We start from the raw sequence: 16,770 nt of genomic DNA, 5'->3' as shown, positions 1-16,770 counted from the left end.
CCGAATTTCGCATGCCACAATGATTTCAGACCACAGGGACCGGCATGGGCAGCAATACCGACAGCAGCGAATGGTGGCGCGGTGCGGTGATCTACCAGATCTACCCGCGCAGCTTCATGGACAGCGACGGCGATGGCATCGGCGACCTGCCGGGCATCACGTCCCGGCTCGAGCACGTGGCCAGCCTCGGCGTCGATGCCATCTGGGTTTCTCCTTTCTTCCGTTCGCCGATGAAGGACTTCGGCTACGACGTGGCCGATTACCGCGCCGTAGACCCGATGTTCGGCACGCTGGCCGACTTCGACGCCATGCTGGCGCGGATGCACGAACTGGGCCTGAAGCTCGTCATCGACCAGGTGTTGTCGCACACGTCCGACCAGCACGCTTGGTTCGCCGAGAGCCGCTCGAGCCGCGACAACCCCAAGGCCGACTGGTACGTGTGGGCCGACCCCAAGCCCGACGGCACGCCGCCCACCAACTGGCTGTCGGTGTTCGGCGGCTCGGCCTGGCAGTGGGATTCGCGCCGGCGGCAGTACTACCTGCACAGCTTCCTGGCGGAGCAGCCCGACCTCAACTTCCATTGCCCCGAAGTGCAGGAGGCGCTGCTGGGCGAGGTGCGCTTCTGGTGCGAGCGCGGCGTGGACGGCTTTCGCTTCGACGCCTGCAACCACCAGTTTCACGACGCGCAGCTGCGCGACAACCCGCCGGCCTCGCTGGCCTCGATAGGCGAAGTCAGCACGGTGCGCGCCGACAACCCCTATGCGATGCAGCAGCATCTGTACGACAAGAGCCAGCACGAGAACCTGGCGTTCCTCGAGAGCCTGCGCCGGCTGCTCGACGGCTACGGCGCGGTGGCGCTGGGTGAGGTCGGCGACGAGAACGCGCCTCCCGTCATGGCGCAGTACACCGACCGCGGCAAGCGCCTGCACCAGGCCTACAGCTTCAGCCTGCTGACGGCCGACCACAGTCCCAAGCACCTGCGCCACCAGGTCGAAGCCCTTGACGAGGCGCTCGAACCCACGAACGGCTGGGGCTGCTGGGCAATGTCGAACCACGACGTGCCGCGCGTCGCCACGCGCTGGAGCGACGGCGGCGCACCCGACACGCGCCGCGACCGGCTCTGGCTGACGCTGCTGCTCGCGCTGCGCGGCAGCGCGAGCATCTACCAGGGCGAGGAACTGGGCCTGCCCGAGGCCGAAGTGCCGTTCGAACTGCTGCAAGACCCGTACGGCCGCGCCTTCTGGCCCGAGTTCAAGGGCCGCGACGGCTGCCGCACACCGATGCCATGGACCGCCGAGGCGCCGAATGGCGGCTTCACCACCGGCGCGCCCTGGCTGCCGGTGTACGGCGCCCACCTGCCGCTGGCCGTCGAACGACAGGCCGCGGACCCTGGGTCGATGCTGGCCTTCAGCCGCACGCTGCTGCACTGGCGGCGCACGCAACCGCTGCTGCGCACCGGTGGCATCCGCTTCATCGACGCACCCGAGCCACTGCTGCACTTCGAGCGGCGCGACGGAAAACTCTCGCTGCGGGCGGTCTTCAACTTAGGGAGCGAGCCGGTATCGATGCCGTTGCCCGACGGGCTGATGCCTCTCGTCGGACAGCCGCTTGAGCACACCGCCGTCATGCAGACCGTGGATGAAAAGCGCATGCTGACGCTGGCGCCGTACGGCGTCTTCTTCGGCACACCCGCCGTTGAAGGACGAAGCTGACCACCATGCCCTTGAAGCCGCTGCCCGAGTCCGAAGTCCATGCGCTGATGCGCGCGGAGCACGGCGACCCGTTTGCCGTGCTGGGCCCGCACGAGAGGCCCGAAGGCCTGGAAGTGCGCGCGCTGCTACCCGGCGCGCAGCGCGTGGCCGTGGTGCATTCGCGCACCGGCTGGCCGCTGGCCATCCTCGCGCGGCACGAAGGCTCGGACCTGTTCAGCGGGCTGGTTCCGGCGGCCGAAGCCCGCATGGGCTACTCGTTCCAGGTCGACTGGGAGGCGCACACCTCGCGGCTGGAAGACCCGTATCGCTTTCCGTTCGTGCTCGGCGAAACCGATGTTTGGCTGCTGGCCGAAGGCACGCACCTGCGACCGTGGGAGCGGCTGGGCGCGCACATCCGCGAGATGGACGGCGTCAAGGGCGTGGCCTTCGCAGTCTGGGCGCCGAATGCGCGGCGCGTGTCGGTGGTCGGCAACTTCAACAACTGGGACGGCCGGCGCCACATGATGCGGCTGCGCCGCGAGTGCGGCGTGTGGGAGATCTTCGCGCCGCACGTGACCGTCGGCGACAGCTACGAGTTCGAGATCCTGTCGGCGCAGGGCGAGGTGCTGCGCAAGGCCGACCCCTTCGCGTTCTCGTCGCAGCTGCGGCCCGACACGGCCTGCGTGGTGCAGCCCCTGCCCGCGCCGGTAAAGATGCCCGAAGGCCGTGCCGCCGCAAACGAGCGCCACGCGCCGATCAGCATCTACGAAGTGCACCTGGGCTCATGGCGCCGCAAGAACGGTCACGAATGGCTGGACTACCGCGACCTGGCCGACACGCTGGTGCCCTACGTGCGCGACCTGGGCTTCACGCACATCGAGCTGCTGCCGATCACCGAGCACCCCTTCGACGGCTCGTGGGGCTACCAGCCGATCGGCCTGTACGCGCCGACCTCGCGCTTCGGCACGCCGGGCGACTTCCGGCATTTCGTCGAGGCCGCGCATGCGGCCGGGCTGGGCGTGATCCTCGACTGGGTGCCCGCGCACTTCCCGACCGATTCGCACGGCCTCGGCCGCTTCGACGGCACGGCGCTGTACGAGTACGCCGACCCGCGCGAGGGCTTCCACAACGACTGGCAGACGCTGATCTTCAACTACGCCCGCACAGAGGTGCGCAACTACCTGGTCGGCAATGCGCTCTACTGGCTGGAGCGCTACGGCGTGGACGGCCTGCGCGTGGATGCGGTGGCATCGATGCTGTACCGCGACTACAGCCGCAAGGCCGGCGAGTGGGTGCCGAACGTGCTCGGCGGGCGCGAGAACCTGGAGGCCATCGACTTCCTGCGGCGCATGAACCGCGTGGTGGGCGTCGAGCGGCCGGGGGCGGTGACGCTGGCCGAGGAGTCGACGAGTTTTCCCGGCGTGACCCGTCCGCCGGAAGACGGCGGGCTGGGGTTTCACTACAAGTGGAACATGGGCTGGATGAACGACACGCTGTCGTATGCGGGCACAGACCCGGTCTATCGCAAGCACCATCACCAGCAGATCACCTTCGGGCTGATGTACGCGCACAGCGAGAACTTCGTGCTGCCGCTGTCGCATGACGAGGTGGTGCATGGCAAGGGATCGCTGATCGGGCGCATGCCCGGGGACGAGTGGCAGAGGTTTGCTGGCCTGCGCAACCTGTACGGGTACCTCTGGGCGTATCCCGGCAAGAAGTTGTTGTTCATGGGCGGGGAGTTCGCGCAGTACGCGGAGTGGAATGCGGACCGCGGCCTGGACTGGCATCTGCTGGAGCATGCCTCTCACCAAGGAGTGCGGCGGCTGGTGCGCGACTTGAACAACGTGTATCGGCACTTTCCTGCGTTGCACGAGCTTGACCATGACGGGGCGGGGTTCGAGTGGATCGTGCATGACGATGCGGATCAGTCGGTGTTTGCGTTCGTGCGGCGGGGGCGGGATGGGGCGTTTGTTGTGGCTGTTTGCAACTTCACGCCTGTGCCTCGGCATGGGTATCGGTTGGGGGTTCCTGCTTCGGGTTCCTACCGGGAGGTCATCAATACGGATGGGGCGGTTTATGGGGGGAGTGGCGTGGGGAACGGGGTTGTTGAAAGTGCTCCTGTGCCTTGGCATGGGAAGGCGGACTCTGTTTCTGTCAGCGTGCCGCCGTTGGCTACCGTGATGTGGGTGTTGGCTTGAATTGCCTGGGTCTGGTTTGTTTTCCGGGGCCGGGTCTCGGCCCGGCGGCCGACCTACTTTTCTTTGCTTCGCCAAAGAAAAGTAGGCAAAAGAAAGGCGACCCTGCTGTCTGCGTCCCTACGCTTCGCTACGGGCAACCTGCGGTGCTCGACGTAGACGGGGGTCCGCAGAACTCGCTTCGCTCAAACAGCTGCGGCCCTGATCCCGTCTACGTCTGCGCTCCTCGGCACAGCCAGAAGGGTTGGGGGAACCCAGCAGGCCTTCGCTGCGCTCGGCCCCCGAACAGCCAATACCAAGCCGAGCGAAGCAAAGGCCCGTTCCGTTTCCCCTCCCCTCTGGCTGCGCCGAGGAGCGCAGCGTTTCGCGGATCAGGGCTCGCCCTTGTCTGAGCGAAGCGAGTTTGGGCGAGACCCCGCGAAACGCGAGCACCGCAGGTTGCCCCTTCGCTACGCGAAGGGGTCGCAGACAGTGGGGTCGCTTTTTCTTTGGCTACTTTCTTTTGGCGAAGCAAAAGAAAGTAGCTCGCCCGCCGGGGCGAGTCCCGGCCTCGGAAAGCAAACCCACCCAAAGGCCAGCCAAATGCTGAGCCCAGGCACCCCCTTCCCCTTGGGCGCAACACCTTCACACCAAGGCGTGAACTTCGCCTTGGCAGCCCCAACAGCAGAAGCAGTAGAACTCTGCATCTTCGACACCACAGGCAAAAACGAACAACAACGCCTGAAACTGCCAGCACAAACAAACGGCATCTGGCACGGCCACCTCCCCAGCGCATCTCCAGGCCTGGTCTACGGCTACCGAGTCCACGGCCCCTGGTCCCCTCAAGAGGGAACCCGCTTCAACCCAGCCAAGCTCCTGCTCGATCCCTACGCCAAAGAGATCGTGAGCAACTACGACGGCAGCGACATCTTCCTGGGCCACGACCCAGCGAACCCAGACAAGAGAGACACCCGAGACAACGCCGCAGTAGCCCTCAAGGCCCGGGTAGCTGCACCCGGTCCGGCACCAGCAGCCCCTCCCGGCCACGCGCGCATCGCAGCAGGCGACCGAGTCCTCTATGAGCTGCACGTAAAAGGCCAGACAAAGCTCCACCCCGCCGTCCCCGCAGCCCTGAGAGGTACCTACGCCGGCCTGGCAGAACCCGCCGTACTCGACCACCTCCAGGCCCTGGGCATCACAACCCTGAGCCTCATGCCCGTCCAGCACCGAGCAGACGAGCAGCGCCTGCAGCACATGGGCCTGAGCAACTACTGGGGCTACACCACCATCGGCTGGTTCGCCCCCGAAGCCCGCTACTGGAGCGGCCGCCCCGGCACCACCCCCGCCGGCGAATTCCGCGCCATGGCCGACGCCATCCACGCGCGCGGCATGGAACTGGTGATAGACGTCGTCTACAACCACAGCGCCGAAACCGACGAGCTCGGCCCCACGCTCTCGCTGCGCGGCATCGACAACGCCCTTTACTACCACCTGCGCCCCGACGACCGCGCCCTCTACGAGAACTGGACCGGTTGCGGCAACTGCCTCAACCTCGGCGAGCCGCGCGTGCTGCAGCTGGTGATGGACAGCCTGCGCTTCTGGGCCTGCGAGATGGGCGTGGACGGCTTTCGCTTCGATCTCGCCCCGGTGCTCGGGCGCGATGCACAACGGGGGTTCGATGCGCGCGCGCCCTTCTTCGCCGCCATCGCCCAGGACCCGGTGCTCTCGCGCACGCTGCTCATTGCCGAGCCATGGGACATCGGCCCGGGCGGCTACCGCCTCGGCGAGTTCCCACCCGGCTGGCTCGAATGGAACGACCGCTACCGCGACACGCAGCGTGGCTTCTGGCTGCGGCAGGACCACGACGACAAGGCCAGCCTCGGCGACTTCGCCCATCGCTTCACCGCCTCCAGCACCCAGTTTGCGCACAACGGCCGCGCGCCGACCGCGAGCGTCAACTTCGTCACCGCGCACGACGGCTTCACGCTGCGCGACCTCGTGAGCTACAACGAGCGCCACAACCTCGCCAACGGCGAGGACAACCGCGACGGCCACGGCCACAACATGAGCAACAACTGCGGCGTCGAGGGCCCGAGCGACGACCCCGCCGTGCTGGCCTTGCGCAGTCGCCTGCAGCGCGCGCTGCTCGCCACGCTGATGCTGTCCCAGGGCACGCCCATGCTGCTGGCCGGCGACGAGCTCGGCCACAGCCAGCAGGGCAACAACAACGCCTACTGCCAGGACAACGAAACCACCTGGCTCGCATGGATAGGCGCGTCCGCCCCCGGCAGCGACGCCGCCCGCATGAGCGCCTTCGTGGCGCGCCTGGCCGCCTTGCGCCGCGAGGCCCCGGCCCTGCGCAGCACCCGCTGGTGGCCGGCCGAAGCGCCGCAGGGCACGCCACCGGGCATCCGGTGGCTGCGCCCCGACGGCGAGCCGATGACGCCCGCCGACTGGAGCAGCACGGGCACGGCCCTTGCAGTCCTCTTCGGCGATGGCACCGACGAGGACGGCAGCGCGTGGCTGGTGATGGTGAACGCAGGCCCGCAGGCCGTGTCCTTCACGCTGCCCGCGGGCACGTGGCGCCTGAGCCTTTCCACCGACCCCGGGCTCGACCCGGGCGAGGTGGGCCAACCGCTCGGCGACACGGCACAAGTGCCTTTTTCAAGCATCGGGATTGCAAGAACGTAGGAGCCAGGCGCGCGGCGCGGTGCTAGTCTCGATGCAGAAACTCTGACGGCGAATTCCAACAAGCGAACGATCGAACGAACGGAGACACAGGATGGACAACCTCACACCGCAAGCGCACCCGCAGCAGGAGCTGCAGGCCCATCAACTGGTACGCCGCACCATCGCCCTGGTGCTGGCCGGCGGGCGCGGCTCCCGCCTCAAGCAGCTGACCGACCGGCGCGCCAAGCCGGCCGTGTACTTCGGTGGCAAGTTCCGCATCATCGATTTCGCGCTGTCCAACTGCCTGAACTCGGGCATCCGGCGCATGGCGGTGGTCACGCAGTACAAGTCGCACTCGCTCATGCGCCACCTGCAGCGCGGCTGGAGCTTCTTGCGCGCCGAGCTCAACGAGATGGTCGACGTGCTGCCCGCGCAGCAGCGCGTGGGCGACGAGCACTGGTACCGCGGCACGGCCGATGCGGTGTTCCAGAACCTCGACATCATCCAGACCCGCTCGACCAAGCACGACTACGTGGTGGTACTTGCCGGCGACCACATCTACAAGATGGACTACTCGATCATGGTGAAGGACCACGCCGAGCACGGCCTGGGCTGCACGGTCGGCTGCATCGAGGTGCCGCGCATGGAAGCCACGGCCTTCGGCGTGATGGCCATCGACGACGGCCGCCAGATCACGGCCTTCCTCGAAAAGCCCGCCGATCCGCCCGCCATGCCCGGCCACCCCGACGTGGCGCTGGCGAGCATGGGCATCTACGTGTTCGACTCCGAGTACCTCTACCAGCTGCTCGAAGAAGACAGCGTCAACCCCGATTCGAGCCACGATTTCGGCAAGGACATCATTCCCCGCGCCGTGGCCCAGGGCCGCGCGCTGGCCCATCCTTTCGGCATGTCGTGCGTCACGCGGGCCTCGCGCGGACCCGACGCCAAGGCCTACTGGCGCGACGTGGGCACGATTGATGCATTCTGGGCAGCCAACCTCGATCTGGCCTCCATCACCCCGGAGCTCGACATCTATGACACGGACTGGCCCATCTGGACCTACCAGCGGCAGCTGCCACCGGCCAAGTTCGTGCTCGACCGGCACGGCCAGCACGGCATGACGGTCAACACCATCGTCTCGGGCGGCTGCATCGTCTCGGGCTCCAAGGTCAGCAGCTCGGTGCTGTTCTCGGGCGTGCGCATCCATTCCTTCTGCGAGATCAACGAGGCCGTGCTGCTGCCCGACGTGGAAGTCGGCCGCGGCGCCCGGCTCAACCGGGTGGTGATCGACCGCGCCTGCGTCATACCCGACGACATGGTGATCGGCGAAGATGCCGCGGCCGACGCCGCCCGCTTCGAGCGTACCGAGAACGGCGTGGTGCTCGTGACACGCGAGATGCTCAAACGACTGGCCGCCTGAGGCCACAACGCCCCACGATGCGAATCCTCCAGGTCAGCGCCGAGCTCTTCCCCCTCCTCAAGACCGGCGGCCTGGCGGACATCGCCGGGGCCCTGCCCCTGGCGCTCATGGCCGAAGGCGAGGACGCGCGCGTGCTGCTGCCGGGCTTTCCGGCCATCGTGGCGGGCGTGCGCGACCTGGCGCCCGTGGACGGTTTCAACGCGCCCTGGGGCGAGCGCTTCGGGCTGCGCCTGGGGCACATCGACATCGACGGGGCGCCCGGCATCCCGGCCTACGTGATCGACGCACCGGCGCTCTACGGCCGGCCCGGCAATCCTTACGAAGACACCTCGCGCCAGCCCTACGGCGACAACCACCGCCGGTTCGCGCTGCTCGGCTGGGCCGCGGCGCAACTGGCGCAAGGGCTCGATCCGCAGTGGCGGCCGGAGGTGGTGCACGCGCACGACTGGCACGCCGCGCTCGCGCCGGCCTACCTGCACTTCGCGCGGCAGGCCGGCGGCCCGCACGTAGGCAGCGTCTTCACCGTGCACAACCTGGCCTACCAGGGCATCTTCGCGCCCTGGAACTTCACCGAGCTCGGCTTGCCCGGCGCTGCGTTCCAGATGAACGGGCTCGAATACCACGGCCAGGTCTCGTTCATGAAGGGCGGCCTGTATTTCGCCGACCGGCTCACCACGGTCAGCCCGACCTACGCGCTCGAGATCCAGACGCCCGAGCAGGGCTGCGGACTCGACGGCCTGCTGCGCCAGCGCAGCGGGGTGCTCAGCGGCATCCTCAACGCGGTCGACGACAAGGTCTGGAACCCGGCGACCGACGCCGCGCTGATGCAGGGCTATCACACGCCCGAAGGCCGCCACATGGCCGGCAAGGCGCGCTGCAAGTCGGTGCTGCAGCATCAGCTGGGGCTGGCCGAGCGGCCGGATGCGCCGCTCTTCATTCTCGTGAGCCGGCTCACCGAGCAGAAGGGCCTGCACCTGGTGCTGGGCGGGCTCGATGCGCTGCTCGCCCAGGGCGGCCAGCTGGCGCTGCTGGGCAGCGGCGAGACCTGGCTGGAGGAAGCCTTCCGGCAGCGCGCGGCTGCCACGCCGCAATCGGTCGGCGTCACCATCGGCTACAACGAGACGCTGGCGCACCAGATGTTCGGTGCGGGCGACGTGACGCTGGTGCCCTCGCTCTTCGAGCCCTGCGGCCTCACGCAGATGTACGGCCTCAAGTACGGCAGCCTGCCGTTGGTGCGCCGCGTCGGCGGGCTGGCCGACACGGTGGTCGACAGCTCGCTCGAAGACATGGCCAGCGGCGAAGCCACGGGCTTCGTGTTCGACAGCTTCGAGGTTGCCGACTACGAGCGCGCCGTGCGCCGCGCCTTCGCGCTCTACGAGCGTGCGCCCGACTGGCGGCGCGTTCGCGGCAACGCCATGCGGCGGCCGGCCGACTGGGCCACTGCAGCCGCGCAGTACATCGATGTCTACCGGCAGGCGCTCGAACAGCCGCGTGCCTGACCACCACAACAACTTCCACGCAACAAGGGCGCCCATGACGATCAAAGACTTCGCCTATGACCACCCCGACCGCGACGTCGCGGCCTTCAAGCGCGCGGTGGCCAACAAGCTGATCTACGCGGTCGGCAAGGACCCGGTCGCCGCCAGCCAGGACGACTGGCTCAACGCCACCTCGCAGGCGGTGCGCGACCAGCTGGTCGAGCGCTGGATGATGACCACGCGCGCCAACTACGCGCAGGACCTCAAGCGCGTCTACTACCTGTCGATGGAATTCCTCATCGGGCGCACCTTCACCAATGCGCTGCTGGCCGTGGACCTCTACGACACGGTGCGCGAGGCGCTGGCCGACTTCGGCGTCGACATGGACGCGCTGGCCGAGCGCGAGCCCGACGCTGCGCTGGGCAACGGCGGCCTGGGCCGGCTCGCAGCCTGCTTCCTCGACTCGATGGCCACGCTCGGCGTGCCGGGCATGGGCTACGGCATCCGCTACGAATACGGCATGTTCCGCCAGCGCATCGTCGACGGCCAACAGGTCGAGACGCCCGACTACTGGCTCACGCGCGGCAACCCGTGGGAATTCCAGCGGCCCGAGGTGAACTACCGCGTGCGCTTCGGCGGCCACGTGCAAAAGCGCGAGGGCACCAACGCCCCCTACGGCGCGGCCGACTGGGTCGACACGCACGACGTGCTGGCCGTGGCCTACGACACCATCATCCCGGGCTACGGCACGCAGGCCACCAACACGCTGCGCCTGTGGTCGGCGCGCGCCACTGAGGAAATCGACCTCTCGGCCTTCAATCGCGGCAACTACATGGGCGCGGTCGAGAGCAAGAACCAGTCGGAGAACGTCTCGCGCGTGCTCTACCCCGACGACTCCACGCCCTCGGGCCGCGAGCTGCGGCTGCACCAGGAGTATTTTTTCTGCAGCGCCAGCGTGCAAGACCTGCTGCGCCGCTACCTGCGCAACCACAAGACCTTCGACCAGCTGTCCGAAAAAGTCAGCATCCACCTGAACGACACGCACCCCGTGCTGGCGGTGCCCGAGCTCATGCGCCTCTTGCTCGACGAACACGGCCTCGCATGGGACGTGGCCTGGGCGCACACGCAGAAAGTGTTCAGCTATACCAATCACACGCTGATGCACGAGGCACTGGAGACCTGGCCGGTCGAGATGCTGGGGCGCATCCTGCCGCGGCACCTGCAGATCATCTACGACATCAACGCGAAATTTCTCGCCACCGTGACGCAGAAGGTCGGCAACGATGTGGAGCTGATGCGCAGGCTGTCGCTGGTCGACGAGGCCGGCGAGCGGCGCGTGCGCATGGCCTACGTGGCGGTGCTGGCCAGCCACTCGATCAACGGCGTGTCGGGGCTGCACTCGGAGCTGATGAAGCAGTCGATCTTCTCGGATTTCGCGAAGATCTTTCCCGAGCGCTTCAACAACAAGACCAACGGCGTCACGCCGCGCCGCTGGCTGGCGCAGGCCAACCCGCCGCTGGCGGCGCTGCTCGACCAGCGCATCGGCAAGGGCTGGCGGCGCGACCTGTCGCAGCTCGAGGCGCTCAAGCCCATGGCCGCGCAACCGGCCTTCGTGCGCGCATTCCGCCATGCCAAGCGCGAGAACAAGCTGCGGCTGGCCAACTGGGTCGAGCAGCACCTGAAGCTCGACATCGATACCGACGCGATGTTCGACGTGCAGGTCAAGCGCATCCACGAATACAAGCGGCAACTGCTCAACGTGCTGCACGTGGTGGCGCGCTACCACCGCATCCTCGACGCGCAGGCGGCGGGTGGGCCGATCGACATCGTGCCGCGCGTGGTGGTGTTCGCGGGCAAGGCGGCTTCGGCGTATGCGATGGCCAAGCTCGTCATCCGGCTCATCAACGACGTGGCGAGCACCATCAACGCCGACGCGCGCGTGGGCAAGCTGCTGAAGGTGGTGTTCCTGCCGAACTACAGCGTGAGCCTGGCCGAGATCATCATGCCGGCGGCCGACCTGTCGGAGCAGATTTCCACGGCGGGCACCGAGGCCTCGGGCACCGGGAACATGAAGTTCGCGCTCAACGGCGCGCTCACCATCGGCACGCTGGACGGCGCGAATGTGGAAATGCGCGAGAACGTGGGGCCGGAGAACATCTTCATCTTCGGCAACACCACGCCCGAAGTGGCCGACATCCGCGCACGGGGCTACCAGCCGCGCGAAATCTACGAAGAGAACGCCGAGCTCAAGCGCGTGCTCGACGCGATCCGCGACGGCGCGTTTTCAGCGGGCGAACCGGCGCGCTACCAGGGCATCTACGACGCGCTGGTGAACTGGGGCGACCACTATCTGCTGCTGGCCGACTACGCGAGCTACGTGGCCAAGCAGGCCGAAGTCGATGCGCTGTACCGCGACTCGGATGCGTGGACGCGGATGGCGATTCTCAATGTGGCGGGTATGGGTGCGTTCTCGTCGGACCGCACGATTGCGCAGTACGCGCATGAAATCTGGCACACCAAGCCCGTGGTGCTGGGCTAGGCTAGCTTCCGGGCTTCTTCGGCGGCTCGGCCTCAGTCACGAAGCCGATGCGGCTCAGCCCGGCCTTGTTCGCAATGCCCATCAGCGCGACCACCTTGCCGTAGGGCACGGTCTGGTCGGCGCGCAGTTGCACTTCGGTGTCCTTGTTGTCGGTAGCGGCCTTTTCGAGGCGGGTGGCCAGTTCTTCGTCGGTCACGGCCTGGTCGTTCAGGAAGACCTTGCCCGAGGCATCGACGGACAGGCTCACGAACTTGGGCGCGTCGTTGGGCTGGCCGGCGTCGGTCTGCGGCAGGTCGAGCTTGATCGAGCTGGCCATCAGCGGCGCGGTGATGATGAAGATCACCAGCAGCACCAGCATCACGTCGACCAGCGGCGTGACGTTGATGTCGGACAGCGGCCGCTGCGCGCCCGCTCCCATGGCACGTCCACCGCCGCCGGCGCTGCTACCCAGTGAAGTGCGACCGAAGGCCATGGTGCTGAGTGCTCAGACCGGCAGTGGCCGCGCGGGCGGCGGTGCAGCGGGCTCGGGCGGGGCGCCGAAGCTGCCCAGCAGGTCATGCGCGAAGCCTTCGAGCTCGGCCTCGATGCGGCCGATGACGCGGCCGAAGACGTTGTAGGCCAGCACGGCCGGAATGGCCACGGCCAGGCCGAAGGCCGTCATGATGAGCGCCTCACCGACCGGTCCGGCCACCTTGTCGATGGTGAAGCCGCCGGTCTGGCCGGCAATGCCCGTCAACGCGCCGTAAATGCCCCAGACCGTGCCCAGCAATCCGACGAAGGGCGCGGTGGCGCCGACCGTGGCGAGCAGGATCTGCCCCGCCTGCAGCCGGCGCAGCGCGCCGTGCAGGGCGTCGCGCAGAACGCGCGTGAGCCGCTGGTTGCGGTCGACCGTGGCGCCCAGCGTGCCGGCCGGCGCACCGGCGGCCACGCTCTTGATGGCCGACACGGCGGGCGACACGAGCGTCGCGCGGTCGAAGGCTTTGAGCTTCTGCTCGGCGTCGACCAGCGTGGACGACTGCCAGAACGCCGCGATGCTGCGCAGCACGTCGCGCGTGCCGCCGCGCAGCAGCCACGCCTTCCAGAGAATGATGACCCAGCTCGCGATCGACATCGCCAGCAGCAGCGCCGCCACCGAACGGCTGACGCCGTCGCCATGGGTCAGCAGATCGAGCACGCTCATCGGCGGTCCTTTTGGTTAGCGCAAGCCCAGCACGTCGTACATGTCGAACAAGCCGGCGCGCTGTTCGGCCAGGAAGCGCACCGCGCGCAGGCTGCCCTGGGCGTAGGTGGTGCGGCTCGACGACTTGTGGGTGATCTCGATGCGCTCGCCGGTGCCCGCGAACAGCACGGTGTGGTCGCCCACGATGTCGCCGCCGCGGATGGCCGAGAAGCCGATGGTGGAAGGGTCGCGCTCGCCGGTGATGCCTTCGCGGGCGTACACGGCGCAGTCCTTGAGGTCGCGGCCCAGCGCATCGGCAATCACTTCGCCCATCTTGAGCGCGGTGCCCGAGGGCGCGTCGACCTTGTGGCGGTGGTGCGCCTCGATGATTTCGATGTCGTAGCCCGTCGACATGGCCTTGGCCGCCATTTCGAGCAGCTTGAAGGTGACGTTGACGCCCACGCTCATGTTGGGCGCCATCATGATCGCGATGTCTTTCGCAATCTCGGCGATCTCGGCCTTCTGCTCGTCGCTGAAGCCGGTGGTGCCGATGACGGCCTGCACGCCAAGTTCGCGGCAGACCGCGAGGTGCGCGAGCGTGCCTTCGGGGCGGGTGAAGTCGATGAGCACCTGCGCGTCCTTCAGGCCAGTGCGCAGGTCGGACACGATGGACACGCCGCTGTCGAAGCCCAGGAAGGCGCCGGCATCGGTGCCGAGGGCCGGGCTGCCCGCGATGTCGAGTGCGCCGGCCAGTCGCAGGTCGGGCGCGTTGCGCACGGCCTCGATCAGCATGTGGCCCATGCGGCCCGACGCCCCGGCGACGGCGACACGGCGCGGCGCAGTGGAGGAACTGGAAGGAGTGGTGGTGGATTCAGTCACGCGGATTCAGTCTTCGAAATTTCGAAACGGCCAATGGCATGCATGGACACGGGACGGACGCCGCCTGACTCGGCGGGCGCCGCCCGCTGCTGCTTGTGCTGCGCTCAGCGCGCGGCTTCGAGCGGGGGGTAGGCGGCCGGCAGCGGCGGCAGGGAGGCCGACGTGCCTGCGGCGGCGTCGGCTTTTTTATCGTCCTTGGCGGGTGCGAATTTCTTGAGCTCGTCTTCCGAGGCCTCGAGCGTCGGCACCTTGCCCGATTTCTTGCGGGTGTCGAGCGTGGCGACGAATTCCTCTTCGCTGGGCATTTCATCGCCCTCGAAGCGGTCCAAGAGCTCGCCATTGAAGAACACGGTCAGGTGGCGCTCCTGCGGATCGACGCCCTGGCGGCGGATCGTGAACACGTAGTCCCAGCGGTTGGCGTGGAATACGTCGTTCAGCAGCGAGGTGCCGAGGATTTCACGCACCTGCTGGCGCGACATGCCCGGCTTGAGCGCCGCGACTTGTTCCTTCGACACGAAATTGCCCTGCACCACTTCGACTTTGTAAGGTGTAACAGCGGCCAGCGCGCCACGCGTGCGATCGCTGAAACCGCTGCAGGCACCAAGGCAGAGCGTTGCGGCAACGGCAGCAACCAGCAGCCAGGGACGGCGTTGGAGAATGGCAGGCATGGGAGGAAAAAGGGGGTAGCGATATGATCGGCCATTGTAGCGGCTGGCCTTTTTCGGGGCCTTTTTGCCGCAGCCCCAGGGCGCAGGAACCAACATGGCCAACATCGACGAACTGAAGAACACCGGCCTCAAGGCCACTCTACCGCGCCTGAAGATCCTCGAGATCTTCCAGACCGGCAGCCAACGGCACATGACGGCGGAAGACGTGTTTCGCGTGCTGCTGAACGAACATTCCGACATCGGCCTGGCCACCGTCTACCGGGTGCTGACGCAGTTCGAGCAGGCCGGCATCCTCGAGCGCAGCCACTTCGAAAGCGGCAAGGCCGTATACGAGCTGAACGAAGGCACGCACCACGATCACCTGATCTGCACCTCCTGCGGCAAGGTCGAGGAGTTCTACGACGCCGAGATCGAACGCCGCCAGCAGATGATCGCCAAGGACAAGGGCTGGATCCTGCAGGACCACGCCATGTCGCTCTACGGCCTGTGCGGAGACTGCGCAAAGAAGCGCTGATCCGTCTCCCTCGTTTTCAGTCCCCGTCGCGGGAGTTTTCCATCGCCTTGTGGTGTCGCGCCACGAAGTCGGCGTACGTGTCGATGCCGCGCAGCTGCAGGATCGAATTGCGCACCGCCGCTTCCACCAGCACGGCGATATTGCGCCCCGCCACCACCTGGATGATGACCTTGCGCACCGGGATGCCCAGCACGTCCTGCGTGAGCGGCGCCGAGGGCATGCGCTCGTAGTCGCGCTCGAAGCTGTCGCGCCGCACGAGGTGCACGATGAGCTTCAGCCGCATCTTCCGGCGCACCGCCGTCTCACCGAAGATCGCGCGGATGTCCAGCAGGCCGATGCCGCGAACTTCGAGCAGGTTCAGCAGCAGGTCGGGGCAGCGGCCTTCGATGGTGTTCTGGTTGATGCGGAACAGGTCGACCGCATCGTCGGCCACAAGGCCATTGCCGCGCGAGATCAGCTCCAGTCCCAGCTCGCTCTTGCCCAGGCCCGACTCGCCCGTGATCATCACGCCCATGCCCAGGATGTCCATGAACACGCCATGCATCGAGGTGCGCTCGGCAAAGTGCTTGGACAGGTAGGCGCGCAGCAGGTCGATCACGAAGGCCGACGACTCGCGCGTGGCGAACAGCGGCAACTGGGCGCGCTCGCAGATCGACAGCAGCTCGTCGGGCGCAGCCTGGCCGTCGGCCAGCACCAGCATCGGTGGCTCCAGCGTGACGATGCGGGCGATGCGCCGCGCGCAGTCTTCCTCGCTGCCGCGCGTCAGGTAGGCCACCTCACGGGCGCCGAGGATCTGCACGCGGTACGGGTGGATGTAGTTGAGATAGCCAACAAGGTCGGCCGCCGACTGGGCGCGGCTGATGACTTCCGGGTCGAACTGGCGCTCTGAAGCACCGAGCCCCGCGAGCCATTCCCAGCGGAGCGAACCGCGGAACTCCTCGAACATGGCATCGGCGCTGATGACGGTCGGCTTCATGCGTTCAGGAGACGGCGCCCGGCGCCGGCATTGGATGAGTGACGGGAAGAAGTGCCGCGCAGCTTATCAGCAGCCGCACGCGCCGACACATGCGCTCAGGCGACTTGGGTCGACTGCCAGCCGGCAATGAGGCCGTGCAATGCAGAAGCGTCGGTGCTGGACTTGATCTGTTCGCGCAGGCTGGCGTCGCTCAGCAGTTCGGCGATTTCAGAGAGGATTTCGAGGTGCTTCTGCGTGGCCGCTTCGGGCACCAGCAGGAAGATCAGCAGCGCGACGGGTTGCTCGTCGGGTGCGTCGAAGCCGATGGGGTTGGCCAGCTGGAACACCGCGGCCATCGGCGCCTTGAGACCCTTGATGCGGCCATGCGGAATGGCAACGCCGTGGCCCAAACCGGTGGAGCCGAGGCGCTCGCGGGCAAACAGGCTGTCGGTGATGAGGGCACGGCCCAGACCGTGAAGGCTTTCGAACAGCAGGCCGGCTTCTTCGAAAGCACGTTTCTTGCTAGTAGCGTCAACGCTCACAAGCACTTGAGCGGGCGGCAGGATGGACGCGAGGCGATTCATGGTGGGTGCAGAGCGGGGGCGATTATGCACCCGCTTGGT

The 16,770-nt window shown here is 67.2% G+C and carries 13 protein-coding genes; 7 read left to right on the top strand and 6 right to left on the bottom strand.

The window, feature by feature from the left end:
* The first annotated feature begins 44 nt into the window (after nt 1-44).
* The 6 genes from BMW87_RS14200 (at nt 45) to BMW87_RS14170 (ending at nt 11,972) form a co-directional block, all read left to right on the top strand.
* A complete protein-coding gene (locus tag BMW87_RS14200) occupies nt 45-1,712 on the top strand; it encodes an alpha-glucosidase (protein WP_093076955.1) in 1,668 nt (555 codons plus the stop codon).
* Between the two features lie 5 nt (nt 1,713-1,717).
* Entirely contained in the window at nt 1,718-3,889 is a 2,172-nt protein-coding gene (gene glgB, locus BMW87_RS14195; RefSeq protein ID WP_093076954.1) for a 1,4-alpha-glucan branching protein GlgB, read from the top strand.
* 579 nt (nt 3,890-4,468) lie between these two features.
* Entirely contained in the window at nt 4,469-6,556 is a 2,088-nt protein-coding gene (gene glgX / locus BMW87_RS14185; RefSeq protein ID WP_093076952.1) for a glycogen debranching protein GlgX, read from the top strand.
* A gap of 91 nt (nt 6,557-6,647) precedes the next feature.
* Complete coding sequence (gene glgC, locus BMW87_RS14180) at nt 6,648-7,955, top strand: glucose-1-phosphate adenylyltransferase (RefSeq protein WP_093053999.1); 1,308 nt, start codon at nt 6,648-6,650, stop codon at nt 7,953-7,955.
* A 17-nt stretch (nt 7,956-7,972) separates the two neighbouring features.
* Entirely contained in the window at nt 7,973-9,454 is a 1,482-nt protein-coding gene (glgA, locus tag BMW87_RS14175; protein ID WP_093076951.1) for a glycogen synthase GlgA, read from the top strand.
* Between the two features lie 34 nt (nt 9,455-9,488).
* The gene (locus tag BMW87_RS14170; protein ID WP_093053995.1) at nt 9,489-11,972 is read left to right on the top strand and encodes a glycogen/starch/alpha-glucan phosphorylase; all 2,484 of its coding nucleotides are present in this window, start codon (nt 9,489-9,491) and stop codon (nt 11,970-11,972) included.
* Nucleotide 11,973: 1 nt separating this feature from the next.
* Here the strand turns inward: BMW87_RS14170 and BMW87_RS14165 are convergent, their stop codons facing one another.
* The 4 genes from BMW87_RS14165 to BMW87_RS14150 form a co-directional block, all read right to left on the bottom strand.
* Entirely contained in the window at nt 11,974-12,444 is a 471-nt protein-coding gene (locus BMW87_RS14165) for an ExbD/TolR family protein (protein WP_093076949.1), read from the bottom strand.
* Between the two features lie 12 nt (nt 12,445-12,456).
* Nucleotides 12,457-13,152: a MotA/TolQ/ExbB proton channel family protein gene (locus BMW87_RS14160; RefSeq protein ID WP_093076948.1), complete on the bottom strand. Its 696-nt coding sequence runs from the start codon at nt 13,150-13,152 to the stop codon at nt 12,457-12,459.
* A 15-nt stretch (nt 13,153-13,167) separates the two neighbouring features.
* Nucleotides 13,168-14,010, bottom strand: coding sequence for a 4-hydroxy-tetrahydrodipicolinate reductase (dapB, locus tag BMW87_RS14155; RefSeq protein WP_093076946.1), 843 nt, complete (start codon nt 14,008-14,010; stop codon nt 13,168-13,170).
* A 104-nt stretch (nt 14,011-14,114) separates the two neighbouring features.
* Nucleotides 14,115-14,678, bottom strand: coding sequence for an outer membrane protein assembly factor BamE (locus BMW87_RS14150; protein ID WP_093053987.1), 564 nt, complete (start codon nt 14,676-14,678; stop codon nt 14,115-14,117).
* Nucleotides 14,679-14,772: 94 nt separating this feature from the next.
* On the opposite strand from BMW87_RS14150, the gene fur reads away from it, so the two are divergent.
* Nucleotides 14,773-15,192 (top strand): ferric iron uptake transcriptional regulator, encoded by a 420-nt coding sequence (gene fur, locus BMW87_RS14145; RefSeq protein WP_019655576.1) that lies wholly within the window; start codon nt 14,773-14,775, stop codon nt 15,190-15,192.
* Between the two features lie 16 nt (nt 15,193-15,208).
* Here fur and hprK read toward each other — a convergent pair whose 3' ends face one another.
* Both hprK and BMW87_RS14135 read right to left on the bottom strand, forming a co-directional pair.
* On the bottom strand, nt 15,209-16,168 hold the full coding sequence (gene hprK, locus BMW87_RS14140; protein ID WP_093053985.1) for an HPr(Ser) kinase/phosphatase: 960 nt from the start codon (nt 16,166-16,168) through the stop codon (nt 15,209-15,211).
* A gap of 95 nt (nt 16,169-16,263) precedes the next feature.
* Nucleotides 16,264-16,731 carry a PTS sugar transporter subunit IIA gene (locus BMW87_RS14135; protein ID WP_093053983.1) on the bottom strand — a complete coding sequence of 156 codons (468 nt, stop codon included), beginning with the start codon at nt 16,729-16,731 and terminating at the stop codon, nt 16,264-16,266.
* Nucleotides 16,732-16,770: the final 39 nt, after the last annotated feature.

Source organism: Variovorax sp. OV084, from assembly GCF_900111625.1.
Classification (GTDB): domain Bacteria; phylum Pseudomonadota; class Gammaproteobacteria; order Burkholderiales; family Burkholderiaceae_C; genus Variovorax.
This window is presented reverse-complemented; position numbering and strand designations above follow the sequence as displayed.